The sequence below is a fragment of the Leptospira bandrabouensis genome (assembly GCF_004770905.1).
Lineage (GTDB): Bacteria > Spirochaetota > Leptospiria > Leptospirales > Leptospiraceae > Leptospira_A > Leptospira_A bandrabouensis.
In genome coordinates this window covers 99,235-113,847 of record NZ_RQHT01000010.1, presented here as the reverse complement: position 1 = coordinate 113,847, position 14,613 = coordinate 99,235, and the positions used below count along the sequence as shown (strand labels likewise).

At 36.0% G+C, this 14,613-nt stretch carries 12 protein-coding genes; 11 read left to right on the top strand and 1 reads right to left on the bottom strand.

Features of this window, described 5'->3' with window-relative positions; genetic code table 11:
• The first annotated feature begins 82 nt into the window (after nucleotides 1-82).
• From EHR07_RS02635 to EHR07_RS02585, 11 genes are read left to right on the top strand one after another with little or no spacing between them, the layout of a single operon-like run.
• The gene (locus EHR07_RS02635) at nucleotides 83-922 is read left to right on the top strand and encodes an alpha/beta fold hydrolase (RefSeq protein ID WP_135743646.1); all 840 of its coding nucleotides are present in this window, start codon (nucleotides 83-85) and stop codon (nucleotides 920-922) included.
• 16 nt (nucleotides 923-938) lie between these two features.
• Entirely contained in the window at nucleotides 939-1,481 is a 543-nt protein-coding gene (locus EHR07_RS02630) for a PaaI family thioesterase (RefSeq protein WP_135743645.1), read from the top strand.
• Nucleotides 1,478-2,797 carry an LIC20035 family adhesin gene (locus EHR07_RS02625; protein ID WP_135743644.1) on the top strand — a complete coding sequence of 440 codons (1,320 nt, stop codon included), beginning with the start codon at nucleotides 1,478-1,480 and terminating at the stop codon, nucleotides 2,795-2,797. The genes EHR07_RS02630 and EHR07_RS02625 overlap by 4 nt, the downstream gene beginning before the upstream one ends.
• Nucleotides 2,788-3,768 carry an AAA family ATPase gene (locus EHR07_RS02620; protein ID WP_135743643.1) on the top strand — a complete coding sequence of 327 codons (981 nt, stop codon included), beginning with the start codon at nucleotides 2,788-2,790 and terminating at the stop codon, nucleotides 3,766-3,768. The genes EHR07_RS02625 and EHR07_RS02620 overlap by 10 nt, the downstream gene beginning before the upstream one ends.
• Nucleotides 3,769-4,587, top strand: coding sequence for a DUF58 domain-containing protein (locus EHR07_RS02615; protein ID WP_135743642.1), 819 nt, complete (start codon nucleotides 3,769-3,771; stop codon nucleotides 4,585-4,587). It begins immediately after the preceding gene.
• A complete protein-coding gene (locus tag EHR07_RS02610; protein ID WP_135743641.1) occupies nucleotides 4,580-5,419 on the top strand; it encodes an LB_053 family protein in 840 nt (279 codons plus the stop codon). Before EHR07_RS02615 ends, EHR07_RS02610 begins: the two co-directional genes overlap by 8 nt.
• Nucleotides 5,420-5,421: 2 nt before the next feature.
• The gene (gene batA / locus EHR07_RS02605) at nucleotides 5,422-6,375 is read left to right on the top strand and encodes a VWA domain-containing protein BatA (RefSeq protein ID WP_135743640.1); all 954 of its coding nucleotides are present in this window, start codon (nucleotides 5,422-5,424) and stop codon (nucleotides 6,373-6,375) included.
• The gene (batB, locus tag EHR07_RS02600) at nucleotides 6,372-8,003 is read left to right on the top strand and encodes a VWA domain-containing protein BatB (RefSeq protein ID WP_135743639.1); all 1,632 of its coding nucleotides are present in this window, start codon (nucleotides 6,372-6,374) and stop codon (nucleotides 8,001-8,003) included. Before batA ends, batB begins: the two co-directional genes overlap by 4 nt.
• Nucleotides 7,987-9,558 carry a BatD family protein gene (locus EHR07_RS02595; protein ID WP_135743638.1) on the top strand — a complete coding sequence of 524 codons (1,572 nt, stop codon included), beginning with the start codon at nucleotides 7,987-7,989 and terminating at the stop codon, nucleotides 9,556-9,558. Before batB ends, EHR07_RS02595 begins: the two co-directional genes overlap by 17 nt.
• A 3-nt stretch (nucleotides 9,559-9,561) precedes the next feature.
• Entirely contained in the window at nucleotides 9,562-11,394 is a 1,833-nt protein-coding gene (htpG, locus tag EHR07_RS02590; protein ID WP_135743637.1) for a molecular chaperone HtpG, read from the top strand.
• Between the two features lie 57 nt (nucleotides 11,395-11,451).
• On the top strand, nucleotides 11,452-13,776 hold the full coding sequence (locus EHR07_RS02585) for a sensor histidine kinase (protein ID WP_135743636.1): 2,325 nt from the start codon (nucleotides 11,452-11,454) through the stop codon (nucleotides 13,774-13,776).
• Here the strand turns inward: EHR07_RS02585 and EHR07_RS02580 are convergent.
• Nucleotides 13,766-14,569, bottom strand: coding sequence for a magnesium transporter MgtE N-terminal domain-containing protein (locus tag EHR07_RS02580; protein ID WP_244288904.1), 804 nt, complete (start codon nucleotides 14,567-14,569; stop codon nucleotides 13,766-13,768). The genes EHR07_RS02585 and EHR07_RS02580 overlap by 11 nt on opposite strands.
• Between the last annotated feature and the right edge of the window lie 44 nt (nucleotides 14,570-14,613).

Sequence of the window (14,613 nt, the reverse complement as noted above, 5' to 3'; positions counted from 1 at the left end):
CATAGAGAAAGGAAAAAAGAATCAAGCTTAAATCCAAAAGATAAATGTTTACAATGAGCAGGAATCAAAAAGCCTTAGGTATATGTTGCCAATTACTATTCACACAAAATTCCACTCTATCGAGGGGATTGAGTGGGGGAATCCGCAAGGTACACCTATCCTTGCCTTCCATGGTTGGTTAGACAACGCAAACAGTTTTGCACCATTGGCAAAGTTCTTTTCAAATTACCGGTTCATTTCTATTGACTTCCCTGGCCATGGTAAATCCAGTCATAAACCAGAAAATACAGTATATTATTTTGCAGAATATGCATTAGAGGTTGTATCCATTGCCCAAGCTCTTGGTTTGGAAGATTTTATTCTCATGGCACATTCAATGGGTGCCGCAGTCTCCACGTTAGTTGCAGGAACAAACCTATTAAAAATTAAAAAACTTGTATTAATAGAATCGTTAGGACCACTCACAAACCTTTCAGAATCAGCACCAGATATACTTACAGAGGCTATCAAACAAATCTTACACCCACGAGGCAAAAAAGAAACATACTTTCCTGATATGGAATCAGCGATAGGTGTCCGAATGCGAGCTGGTGATATGAAAAAAGAATCAGCAGAAATTTTAATGGAACGTGGCATTGAAAAAACTCCCAAGGGACTCAAACCAAGAAGGGATCTAAGACTTCATTACAACTCATTTTTCCGATATACCGAAGAACAGATTGTGTCCTTTTGTAGTCGCATAGAATGCCAAACATTACTTATACTAGGTGACAAATCGGGATATCCGATAGCCGAGAAATATAAACACAGAAAAGACGCAGTAAAACATCTAACAGAAAAAATCCTACCTGGCGGACACCATTTACATATGGATTCACCGAAGGAAGTTGCCAATGTTATTATCGATTTTTTAGAAAACTAAATACTAAGGACAATAAATGAACCAACCTATTGAACACCCTTCCAGACATGGTTATGAAATCCATCATGATACCTGTTTTGGATGTGGGAAAGAAAACCCGTTAGGACTTGTCGCTGACTTCACTTTTCATGATGAAACAGGAGAAGTCAATTTTACTTATAATTTCAAAAAATTTTATAATGGAGCACCAGGCTTCGTACACGGAGGAATTCTTTCCACTGTATTGGATGAAGCAATGGGTGGTCTTTGTTTTCATTTAGGTTATATCGTGATGACAGATACTATGAGCTTCAAATTTCACAAAGCTACACCTGTAGAAAAAGAATTACTCATCCGGGCGTGGCCAATCAAAAAAGCAAAACGAAAAGTTCTTTTGGAATGTGAATTAACATCTCTCGATCGAGAAATTTTATACGTAAAAGGGGAGGGAGCTTTTCACATACTTCCACCACGTTTTTTCTCTGATAAGTTAACCGGAGGAAAAATAGCGATTGCGAGTGAATTGCTAGCAGTAAATAAATTGAAACGCGCACATCTCTTTGATAGGATAGAAACATGAAACTAAAACTTCTCTACTTAGTTATTTCAATACTGGCGATCCAATGTTCTGGTGCCTCCATAAAAGACGGGTCAGGTGACCAGGAATTCGAACTTAAATTTACCAAAGGTAAATGGATACGGACAGAACGTTTTAAAAATTCTGGAGGAATTCGAGCCATCGGAGAAGTAAAAGCAGAATGTGGTGGAGCCCGATGCACGGAAGACCAAGTATCAAAATTTGCTCCCGCAAAAATCAAATCACTTCCCAAACATGGCTCTTGGGAAGAATACATTCAGTTCGAACAACCAGGTTCTACTGCAAAAAATCCAAAATATAAATCTACATTGGATCAAGTGGGTGAATATATAGATGGGAAAAAAACTGGAATTTGGAAAAAACCTGACCCTGAAAACCCACAAAAGTTTCTTGCAGAAACTCCTTGGGTTGACGGCAAAAAGGAAGGAGTTGCAAAAACTTTTGATAAACAAGGAAATGTAACCTCAGAAACTACTTATGCAGATGATAAAAAAAATGGGCCATACTACAGAAAGAATAACAAAGGTGAGTGGGTCGAAAAAGGTTCCTTTAAAGACAATGAAGAAGATGGTGAATGGATTTACTATTTCATCGGAGCCGATGGAAACGGGATCAAAACAAAAGTTTCTTATAACAACGGCTTAAAGAACGGACAAGAAATTAATTATTATAAAGACGGTGCTGTAGAATCACAAGGATCCTACACATCAGACGTTCGTTCCGGTTTATGGAAAATGTTCGGACCAAAGGGCAATGTACTTGCAGAAGGAACATATTCCAAAAAAGAAAATTCGGAAAACTTAGATATTAAATATGAAAGGACTGGAATCTGGAAAGAATACTATGCCGACGGGAAACTATTTGGAACAGGCCCAAGAAAACATACAAGGACCGGCGAATGGAAGTTCTATTATAAAAATGGACAGGTTGGTTACCACGGAATTATGGCAAACGAAAGTATGTTGGAATCCGCTAAAGTATACGATAACACAGGAAAAATTCTAGGTGAGGGAAAACTTTTCTTTTCACTCGTCAAAATTGATGAAGAAACACAAGATTTAAAACTAAATTACAAACCAAGCATTCCTTATACTTACTTCTATCCTTCAGGAAAAAAAAGAATGGTCATTCGTTCCACTGAAGATGCAACGGAATATTCAGAAGATGGAAGAGAATTAGGGAAAGGGCCTGTGGAACCTCAGGGAAGAAAAATGGGATGTTGGACCATTGGTGGAAAAACAGAATACTATATGATTGATAAACCTATGCCTAAAATGACTCAATCGCAATGCAAATAAACAAAGAACAAATCAAAGAAATTTCCGACCAAGTCAAATTAATAAGGTCGGAACTCTCCGAATCAATATCAGGGATGGATAATGTAATCCAATCTCTATTCGTTGGCCTTGTTGCCAACGGACACGTGTTACTCGAAGGGATGCCTGGCCTGGCAAAAACTCTCGTTGCAAAAAATTTAGCGTCCATTATGGATGCTAAATTCTCCAGAGTGCAATTCACACCAGACCTGTTACCCGCAGATCTTACCGGAACAAATATATTTAATCCCAAAACTTCATCATTTGAAATACGGAAAGGACCAATATTCACAAATGTTTTGCTTGCGGACGAAATCAATAGAGCACCTGCAAAGGTTCAATCTGCATTACTCCAATGTATGGAAGAAAGGCAAGTATCCATTGCAGACCAAACCTTTGACCTAGACTTACCATTTTTTGTTGTAGCAACCCAAAACCCAATTGACCAAGAAGGAACCTATCCACTTCCTGAAGCACAACTAGACCGCTTTTTGTTTAAAGTTACTGTCACTTATCCATCATTTGAGGATGAATTAACAATTTTACACCAACATGGCTCCTTAAGTGTCTCAAAGAAAAAACCAAAAAAAATCATACATCCAAAGGATATTCAAAAAATTTCGGAAACTTCAAACAAAGTATTTATTGAACCAAAATTACAAAACTATATTGTAAATCTTACAAGAAACACAAGACCAGAAACCACAATAGACAATGAATTAAAAACCTATATCCAACATGGCGTAAGTCCTAGGGCCAGTCTTGCACTGCTTAAAGTCAGCAGAATTAACTCATTGCTCGAGGGTCGCGATTTTGTTATCCCGGAAGATATCCAACGTTTTTTCTCCGAAATCGTAAAACACCGACTCCACCTAACAATTGATGCAATTAGCGAGGACATCACCACAGATTCCATTATCAAAAGAATCTTATCTGTAACGGAAGTTCCTTAGATGTTATCTCCAGAGTTAAAAAGATTACTCCAGGTCTTACAATGGGAAACCAAAAAGAGGTTTTCTTCCACAAGGCAAGGGCTTCTAACAATGTCAGAGAAAGGAAGAGGACTTGATTTCAAAGAAGTAAGAAACTACCATTTGGGAGACGATATTCGTTATATCGACTGGAATGTGACATCAAGGACGGGTGAGTTACACACAAAAGAATTTTATGAGGAACGCGACGCACCCATCATAATCTTTTATGACTTAAGTAATTCACTCAGTGGCTCAAAAAAAGAATCCGCATTCCAAATGGCACTCTTTTTATCTCTGTTCCATGTAAAAATAGGGAATCGAGTTCTACTTATAGGTTTTTCAAATAATCAAGAATCTTACGCCAAATGGCTCAGGACCGAATCAGATGTATTTCTTAATTTTTCAAAGATTGCCAAACAAACAAACGGCGACGAAACAAATTATGAAGCTGCATACCAATATGCATTTAAACTCTACCCAAAATTTGCAATTAGTTATTGGATTTCAGATTTTAACCAATTTTCAGAATATTTACGTACCAATAAAATTCCCAAAATCTGGGAGCCCACAGGCATTTGGATTGAGGACGAATTAGAAATAATTCAATATCCAAAGTGGTTTAAGTTCTTTGGTAAAATTTCAGAAGAAAAAATAAGTTTCCGCAACTCAATAAGCACCTATGACAAAGACTTAAAAGCAGCAAAAACCTTTTTTAAAGAAAATTTAGTTCGGATCAATCCTAACGCAAAACTTTCCAATCAAATCTTGCCCCTATTCAAAGTCAAAAGAAATGGCTAAATACTTCATAATATACTTTTTATCTTCTATAGCTATTTATGCACTTCCGAAAGAATCTGTATTAGAAAACAATATTTATGTTGGAGATACCGTTCATTATCAAATCGAACTGACGGAATCCCATGAAAGCAATTTAGATGTCGCAGAAGGTGATATTTATTATGATGATACCGTACCTTCCTTCAAGATTTTTAATGTTATTAAAGAAAAATCAAAATTAAAAACATCAATCATATTTTTTAAGCCAGGAGATTACACAATTCCCGTCACATGGACCACAAAAGATGATTCCATGAAATCAGCTCTTACAATCAAAGTGAAATCTCAACTGCTAGGTAATGAAACTGATATTGAAGACATTGAACCACCTATCAATTTTTCAGGACCATACTTCTTCCGTTTACTAATCGTCATCCTAATAACTTCAATCAATATTTATCTATTATATGCACTATACCTCTATTGGAAATCGAAGCCAAAAGTAGTAGACGCTCTTTGGGAAAAACAGCCAGTTTTAGAAGAAAAAACAAAACGACTTCATAACTTAGAAACATATTTGCAGTCGGACAAAATCTCAGAAAAAAAATTAGCATTCAAAATCAGTGAATATCTGAAAGAAGCATTCTCAAAAAAATTAGGACAAAACTTATTAGGAAAAACAGATTCTGAATTTTTAGCTGAATTATTTGATAGAACCCACATTGAAGACTCCATTCTCAGGGAATTGCGAATATACTTTAGAAACACAAAGTATGACGACAACCTAACGGAAATTAGCAAAGAAAAAGCAGCAGCTATTTGGGAAAAAATTAAACAGGACTTTGAGTTATGAGTATGGACCAATTTCAAAGACCATATCTTTTACTACTGATCATCCCTTTTCTCTTACTTGCACTATATCAATGGAAAAAAAAGCCATTTGGATCAGTATTACTCATTCAATCGGATAGATTCCAATCAAAAGGAAAGGGCATCTTTTTAAGATTCAAGATTCTACTCTTAAAATTATCAGAATTTATCATCTATTTGGCAGCAATATTCCTTATCATTTCCGCTGCCGGCCCAGGAAAAAAATACCACCTAACTCCAGATATAACCAATGGCATTGACATAATGATTGCCTTAGACATTTCTGGTTCGATGGTAAATTCCTACGATTTTTTACCAAAAAATAGGCTCACTGTATCAAAAGAACTACTAAGGGACTTTATCAAAAAAAGAGTTTATGACCGCATTGGTATTGTACTCTTCGCGGGTGCAGCATATCTTCAATCCCCGTTATCAAACGACAGATACGCGCTAGACGAACTAATAACAGAAGCTTCGGACGAAGACATATCCGAGCAGGGCACTGCGGTTGGAGACGCTTTAGTATTATCAACATACAGGCTCAAAGACTCAGAAGCAAAATCAAAAATCATTATCCTTCTCACAGATGGAGTCTCAAATACCGGAAAACTCGATCCTGAAACTGCTTCCCAAGCTGCCAAAGCTTTTGGGATAAAAGTTTATTGTATAGGAATAGGGAAAGAACAAGGCCAGTACGAAGTAAATTATGAATCATTGGAAAATATCTCACAAAGTACAAGCGGGAGATTCTTTCGAGCAGAATCTCCCGAAGTATTACAAGAAGTCCTTAACGAAATTAATGGCCTGGAAAAAGTAGAGCTCCCCTCAAAACCAATGGAAATACAGGAAACGAACTTTCCTGCTGTCTTGTCTTTTTTCTTTAGTTTACTGGGTATTGTTGGTCTTTTAATGTTTTATCCGCTCACAGAAAAATTATGACAAACTTAAATTCAATCGCCATACTTTCTCTTCTTTGTATATTTATTTGGATCGTCGCCTTCACTGTAAAATTATATATCAACGGAAAAGCTAATTCTTTTAAAGAAAATCATCCGAATTTAAAAGATAGAATTTATACAAGTGATACAAAAATTTATTTATTAAGGATACTCTGCTTCCTTCTTGCTCTTTTTTTTGCATTTTATTCTTTATTTAAAACTAAATCTACAGAAATCGAATCTATCAAAGAATTCGAATCCGCAGATATCTTGTTTGTTGTCGATGTGAGTTTATCTATGAATGCAATTGACGTTAGACCAAACCGGCTCAAAAGATTTCAAGACTTAGCTTTACGAATTTTACCCAGTCTCAAAGGAAATCGAATTGGAATCATTGTTTTTGCAGGTCAATCCTTTTCTTTTTGCCCCTTAACTTCCGACATCACAGCCGTTTCTGATTACATACAGGCATTAGGTGTAGAAATGGTCGGTGCCAAAGGGACAGACCTTGCAGTTGCTCTAGAAAGAGCAAACAACATCAGAAAAAAAAATAACAATATATCCTCCCAAATTACTATAATCGTTTCCGATGGAGAGGACCATGAAAACCAAAACCTTCCATCAATCGCAGGAGAGGTGATGGTATGGGGGATTGGTACTTTGGAAGGTGGGCTCATTGAATATCGTGACCCGGGAACGGGAAGAGGTGGCTATGTGACTATGGATGCTGGTATTTCAGATTCACCTATGGCACCCAATTTACTAATTTCAAAAATGAATCTGGAGAAACTCGAAGCCATAGCTGATCAAAATAATGGAAGTTACTACAATGTTTCTTTCGAAGCGGAAGGAGCATATGCACTTCTTGATACCATCCAATCGACCAAAAAAAACAAAATCCAAAGTATAGAACGTTTCAAAAACGAAGATGGTGCTCATCCATTTTTAATTGCAGCCATTTGTTTTTTATTCTTAGAACGAATCCTTATTTTCTTTATGCAAAAAATACCGACTAATATATATTTAACTATTCTTCTTATAATATCTTTCGGCTGGGGCAGACTTGAAGCTTGGGAACTAGACCCAGGTGGGAACTCTATCGATCGCGGCGTAAAATCTTATCACAATAAAAACTATAACGAGAGCCAAAAGGAATTTGAAAAAGCAAAAGAATATATCAAAGATGATCCCAAACTAATCTATAATGAATCTGCAGTTGCATATCAATTAGGTAGGTACAAAGAAGCGAAAGAACTTTCCGAAAAAATTTTATCTCACCCAAATGCCGATAAAGATTTAAAGGCAAAAGCAAGTTTTAACCTAGGAAATATTTACGCTAGATTAGGGGATAGAAAAAACGCATTAAAATCATATACTGATACATTAGAAATGAATCCAGATCATCTTGCGGCTAAAAAAAATATAGAACACCTTACCAAAAAAAAAGAACAAAGCCCCAATCAAAACAGAAAGAACAACGAACCAAACCAAGAACCTTCACAAAATAATAAACAAGAAAAACCAAAAGAAGACAAGTCTGATGCAGAAAGAATATTAGACCCCTTTTCTGGTGACACAATCTTAAAGAATAAAAAGGGAGGTTCTTTTGATAATGAAAAATTCTGGTAAACCTTTACTCCTCTTTTTCCTAATTTATTTCATTCCATTTACAAAAGTAATATCCTCTGATGTAGAATTCAATTTATACCCGAACGAGTTTTCTCTCGGCGAACATGCAAAACTTGAAGTAAGAGCGCGCGGAGATAAACCCTTTCGAGCGTTACAAACCAATATCAAACAAAATGGAGTGCGTATCCAATTTTCTGGTAGTGGTACAGAAACTCAAATCATCAATTTCAAAGTTTCCAAATCACAAATTCTAAACTTCTATGTTTCCACAGAAGCAGAAGGTTCCTTTAAACTTCCAGAAATATCAGTCGAATATGATCACAAAACCTATTCATCCCCACCAATCTCATTTAAAGTCAGCAAAAAAAGCAAACAATCACAAAACCAATGGTTCAATCCCTTCCCTTTTGAAATGGAAGAAGACGTAACTCCGGAATCACCAGAGGTTTCTTTTCATACAAACAAATCCGTCTTTTATAAAGGAGAGCCAATCGTAGGTTATTTTGTTTTATATTATAATGGATACAGACAGCCATTTCTCGAAAGAGACCCGAACCAATCCATTTCATATCCCTATTTTTTATCAGAAACTTTAAAACAAGTTTCCGTACAAATTGAACCGGAAGTATTAAGAAACAATCAACTAAAAAAAACGCTGGTGTATGATAAAGAAATTTATGGACTAACAGGAATTAAAGCGGGAAGATTTCAGATAGGGAAAACTAAATTTATCACGGGAGATAGTTTGCGGTTTAACTCCTTACAAGAAACCGTAAACACAAACCCGGCTACTGTTACTGTTCTTGAACTTCCTCCAGGCAAACCGAAAGAATTCACAGGGGCCATTGGAAATTTCAAACTTAACCTAACAGAATTCCCAAAAACTGTCCACAGGGGGGAAACTCTTTATTATGAAGTTACCGTTGAAGGGGAAGGTGGGTATGAAGGAATCACTCCTTTTTCAATACCAAACTCCAAAGTGCAAGTGATTTCGCAGAAGAGAACAAAAACATTTAAAAAACTAGACTCGGGTGAATATGGATTTTACTCCGTAGTAAAATTCCTTTTCGGACACCAAACTGATTTGCCAGGCAAACTACAATTAGAGCCATATCGTTTCAGCTTTTTCTCATTAAACGAAAAACAATATAAATCGCTTGTTCTTACTTTTCCCGAAATTTCCGTACTCCCGGAGAAAAAAAAATCACTTGAAGCCAAAAAATCGGATTCCAAATCCGAAAGTGGCCCATCGATTATAGTATTAGTTTTGATTGCAGTTTTTGGTATTCTATCCTATGTAGGTTATAAACGTTATTCAATTAGCAGACAGTCCAAAATGTTTTCAGAGATGATTCAATCCTTTGGAAAAAAGAGAAATGTATTTCTCGCCGACTATTTAGAAAAAAAAGGGATACAAAATGACGATAACCAATTTTTGGTAAACCTTCTCAACGATTCAGATAAACTAACACCAGAAAAAACTTTTAAGAATTTATCCAATCAAGAAAAAACAAAAGTCTTAGTATTAAAAAAACAATTACAAAACAAGGAGTAACTTATGTCAGCTGAAGAAACAGGAAAAATTAGCGTAGAAACAGAAAACATCTTTCCCATCATCAAAAAATGGCTATATTCCGAAAAAGATATATTCATTCGAGAATTAGTATCCAATGCAAGTGATGCCATTACGAAGTTAAAAAAAATTGCTTTATCTGAGGAGTTTGAAGGTGGGAACGAATACAGAATTGACCTAAACTTTGATGTAGAAAAAAGAATTTTATCCATTGAAGACAATGGAGTGGGGATGACTTCAGAAGAAGTCAAAAAATATATCAATCAAATTGCATTCTCCGGTGCAACAGACTTCGCCAAACAGTACCAAAACGCAGAAAACAAAGCAGAAATCATTGGCCACTTTGGACTCGGTTTTTACTCATCCTTTATGGTTTCCAAAAAAGTCACAATAGAAACCAAGTCTTACAAAAAAGGGCAAACAGCTGTTCTATGGTCTAGTGAATCAGGAACTGATTTCACAATTTCAGAAATCACAAAAGAATCCAGAGGTACAAAAATATCCTTATACCTTGACGGTGAGTCTGGTGAATATTTAGATAAATGGAAACTAAAGGACCTGATTAAAAAATACTGCGATTTTTTACCTGTAGGTATCTACGTATCAGGAGAAAAAGCAAATCGCGAAAAACCTTTATGGTCAGAAGAGCCCGCAAAAGTCTCAGCAGAGGATTATAAAGATTTTTATTCCTACCTATTTCCGTTCTCTGGGGAATCCCTATTCCATATCCATCTAAACGTAGATTACCCATTCCGTTTACAAGGAATTCTATATTTTCCAAAACTCACTCACGAATTAGAGGCATCAAAGAATGGTATTAAACTATTTTGTAACCATGTCTTTGTGAGCGATAACGCAAGTGAATTAATACCACAATTTCTCACCATCCTTAAAGGAACGATAGACATTCCAGATCTACCCCTAAATGTTTCTAGGTCGTATTTGCAAAATGATCCCCTTGTAAAAAAGATTTCCAACCATATCATCAAAAAAGTAGCAGACCGGCTGATTGAAGATTTCAAAAAAAATAGAAACAAATATGAAGAAAATTGGAACGATATTTCTTTATTTGTAAAATATGGCGTTCTCACCGACGAAAAATTTTACGATGCAATGAAAGACCATTTAATCTTTAAAAACTCAGAAGGAGGATACTCAACAACTTCTGAATACTGGGAAAAGAATAAAGAAAAGAACCAAAACAAAATTTTCTACGCAAATGAAACTGAAATGGGTTCCGTCTATATGGAGTTACTAAAATCACAAGGACTGGAAGCCCTATTAGTTGACTCAAAAATTGATTCCCACTTAATACAACATTTGGAAATGAAAAATCCAGATTGGAAATTTCAAAGAGTGGATTCGGAAATCGCAGACCAAATCGTAGATAAAGAATCTCCAAAAGATTTGGTAAATGAAGAAAACAAAACAGAATTCGACAGGATCAAAAACTTATTTCAAAGCTCGCTACCTACCGAAGGTGTGGAAGTAAAGGTTGAAGCATTAAAATCTGTAGAAGTTCCAGGAGTCATTCTTTTGCCAGAGTTTATGAGACGAATGTCCGAAATGAATTCAATGTTAAACCGAGATGACACAAAAAATATTCTAAGATCACATACTCTTATGGTAAATGCCAAGTCTCCTTTGGTAAAATCCGCATTACAAGCGTTTGAAGGCGTAAACCCCGATAAAGGAAAAAAATTGGCAAGAATCATTTACGACCTTTCACTCCTTTCCGCAAAGGTGATGGATGAAAAAGAAGTTTCGGAATATACCAAAAGGACAACGGAGTTCCTCCAAGAGATTTTTTCACAGTAAGAGGAAAACGCTACAGAAAGATTTGGCAATGATTCCTATTTTTGGAATTGTTGCCATGTGATCCAGATTTGTATAACAAGTCGTCTTAGTTCCTTACCAGTTGTAGTCGCATACAAAAAGGGTTACTTTGAAGAATTCGGTGTCAAAGTAACTCTTCATGTCAACACGCACCATAAGGCAATCATGCCATTACTGGACGCTGGTCGGGTAGAAGCTGGTGAAGTTCCTACCATTGCTTATTTACAAGACAGTTTTTTAAAAAAATCCAAACTCAAACGAATCTATAAAGGGATTTATCTTTACCACTCTCCACTTTCCTTCTATTCAAGATTTCAATTCAAACCAGAAGATCTGACAAGAAACAAAGCTTATATATTACCTGTCCCACATCAATACTCCGTCGAGAGGCTTTTTGCTGAAAAATTTCTTGAAGAATATGCGCCCAAAAATCCAGTTAAAGTTCGTTACATTGACACTCCAGGTTTTTTAGAAGAAAAAGAATTTCTAAAACCCTCTTGTTTAGGTTTGGTTTCAGATCCATTTTCAAGCCCATTCCTTAGAAACTTCCAAGACTTTGCCAATACACTTGAATTACCGATATTAGAATTAAAATCTTTTTACCCTTCCACCTTGCTTGCGTTTAGCGGTGATGCTGTTTTAAAAACAGGAAGAGAAGTTTCGGGAGTTCTTCTTGCGGTAAAAAAAGCCATAGACCTTTTACAAAACACAAATCAATTGAGCCAAGGAAATTTATGGGAAGACCTTCAACTTTCCCATTTTTACCCACATCTTAGAGTAGGGGAAACGAAGAATCTTCTAAACTCCCATCCCCTCATTCAAAAAGGTATTTTCTCTTACAAAGGTGATGCCACAACACTCTATCCACTTTTAAAAGATGTATATTTCCGATTGATTCGTAGGGTCATCCAACCCGACGCCGTAAAAGCCGCTTTTGATTTTGACGAAATCCTATCAGCCCTTGAGCCAAAAAAATTATTTGATGTGCGGAAACTAAGTTCTTTCCAAGAGCCAAAAGAAACAAAGTTACACGCTCCTTCTCAAATCAACTACAGAAAACTCAATGCAGTAAGGCATCTCATTGTCGACGTCAACTCAGTCGTATTGGATATACTTCAAGGAAACTATAATTCAAGATTAAATTCAGACGAAACTTTGCAATTAGACAACCGAGTCAAAGTTCTCGTAAACTCAATGTTAGACTCATTTAACGCCAAATTAGAACTACAAAGAGAAGAGATCACAGAACTCGAAAACCTAATTTCAATTTTAGAAATCAAACTTGACCGCTCCGCAGTAGACCTTCAATACTCGGAAGAAAAATACAGATATCTATTTGAATTTTCCAGAGAAGCCATTGCCCTTGTAGACGCCGATACAGGAAGCATTTTAGAAGCAAACAACCAGTTTCGATTGTTAACTGGTTATACTCGTGGTGATATCACGAAAATGAATATTGAAGACATTATCCTTGGCAACCAAGTATCTAACCAACTCAGGTTTGGAACTGACCTCTCTTCTGATACAATGTTATCACTTCCCGATGTGGAAATCCTCGCCAAAGATGGAAACAAACTAGAAGTAGATATTAGTTTCACATCCATCCTACTTTCTCCAAAGAAACGATACCAAGTTCAATTTCGTCCCAATTCAGAAAGAAAAGAACAAGAAAGACTACAACACGAATTTATTTCCAATGTGAGTCACGAACTAAGAAGCCCGATGACAAACATCAGAGGGTATTTAGAATTTTTTAAATCCGATACAACATTACCATTTAACACCGAACACAAAAATATGTTAGAGGTAATCGATAAAAATGCAAAAAGACTTAGTTTTTTAATCGAAAATCTATTAAAGTTAACCACATCAAGAGAAAAAGACAAAGAAGCCGAAGTAGTCGAAATTTTTGATCCTGTTCCTGTAATCGAAGATGTAATTCACATGAACTCTCATCTTGCCAAAGGAAAACCTATCGAATGGGATTTATCACTCAAAAAAGGTTTTTACTTACGTGGAATCAAATTTGAATTTTCACAAATCATAACCAACCTTTACGTGAATGCACTAAAATACACATTCAAAGGAAAAATTGGAATCTCCATTCGTGAAACCAATGGGAAAATTGAAATCACAGTAGAAGATACAGGAATAGGAATCGACCCAAATTTTAAAAACCAAATCTTCGATCGTTTCTTTCGTATTCCATCTTCGGATAACAAAAAAATTGGTGGGACAGGACTTGGATTGTCTATTGTCAAGTCACTAGTGGACAAAATGTCCGGTGAAATATTTGTCGAAAGCAAAATGGGAGAAGGAAGCAAATTCACCATTTACTTCCCGAAAGTGAATATCAACGCTTAGAAGTTTTTTTCTTTTTAGGGATCTGTTTTTTCTTAGGTGTTTGTTTAGTTTTTTTCTTTGAAGTCAAATCATCAGGTTTCAATTGAACTAAAGCTGGAATGTTCTTTTCATCCAACTGCATTCCAGACAAAATCAAAGAAAGTTCTAACATTTCCCTTGTTCCAAGTAAATGCATCATTTCTAATGCTTGGTTCATTCCGAGTTTTTTAAAAATCTTCAAAGCATTACTAACACCAAAAAATTTGACAAGAATTGGAAGCTCCGCTAACCCACGTTGTTTGATCCACTTTTTACAATCCGCCACTGAAAGTTCACTCACAAGTTGAATGACCAGACCTACTTGAATTTCATCCACCAACCAAAGAAAATCTTTCATCGGAATTTCTTTTAAAAGAGCAATGGACTTTTCAATTCCTAAAGTTTTCAGAATTTCTACGCTTGTTTCTTTGCCTAAAGTTTTTGCAAGTAGACCCACATCATGAGGAGGAATACTCCGAGAAACAAGAGCCAAATCTTCCATTGGAAGGGAGTGAATAAAATAAACCAAATCATCGTCATCATTTTCGCGGATCATCTCAACGAGAATTTTTTCTGGGATTTGTTTTACCAACTCAACGACTGTATCCTCACTTAACTTTTGCGTCAGGACAATGAGCCTTTCTTTAGGGACCTTTCCTGTTAAGGAAAGTAACTTCTCGTAACCGAGATTTTTCAAAATCTGAAAAGATTTTTTGGGGCCAAGTTTTTCTAAATACTGATATACACTTTGGATTGTTACGAGAACTTCTTTCATTTGCCCCAACTTTGGATACAAACTGTCAGAATCTTCGGAAAATT

Bases quoted from the DNA above. Each gene is read 5' to 3' on its own strand.
- EHR07_RS02635 (WP_135743646.1), top strand. From the start codon at position 83: ATGTTGCCAATTACTATTCACACAAAATTCCACTCTATCGAGGGGATT.
- EHR07_RS02630 (WP_135743645.1), top strand. From the start codon at position 939: ATGAACCAACCTATTGAACACCCTTCCAGACATGGTTATGAAATCCAT.
- EHR07_RS02625 (WP_135743644.1), top strand. From the start codon at position 1,478: ATGAAACTAAAACTTCTCTACTTAGTTATTTCAATACTGGCGATCCAA.
- EHR07_RS02620 (WP_135743643.1), top strand. From the start codon at position 2,788: ATGCAAATAAACAAAGAACAAATCAAAGAAATTTCCGACCAAGTCAAA.
- EHR07_RS02615 (WP_135743642.1), top strand. From the start codon at position 3,769: ATGTTATCTCCAGAGTTAAAAAGATTACTCCAGGTCTTACAATGGGAA.
- EHR07_RS02610 (WP_135743641.1), top strand. From the start codon at position 4,580: ATGGCTAAATACTTCATAATATACTTTTTATCTTCTATAGCTATTTAT.
- batA (WP_135743640.1), top strand. From the start codon at position 5,422: ATGGACCAATTTCAAAGACCATATCTTTTACTACTGATCATCCCTTTT.
- batB (WP_135743639.1), top strand. From the start codon at position 6,372: ATGACAAACTTAAATTCAATCGCCATACTTTCTCTTCTTTGTATATTT.
- EHR07_RS02595 (WP_135743638.1), top strand. From the start codon at position 7,987: ATGAAAAATTCTGGTAAACCTTTACTCCTCTTTTTCCTAATTTATTTC.
- htpG (WP_135743637.1), top strand. From the start codon at position 9,562: ATGTCAGCTGAAGAAACAGGAAAAATTAGCGTAGAAACAGAAAACATC.
- EHR07_RS02580 (WP_244288904.1), bottom strand. From the start codon at position 14,569: ATGAAAGAAGTTCTCGTAACAATCCAAAGTGTATATCAGTATTTAGAA.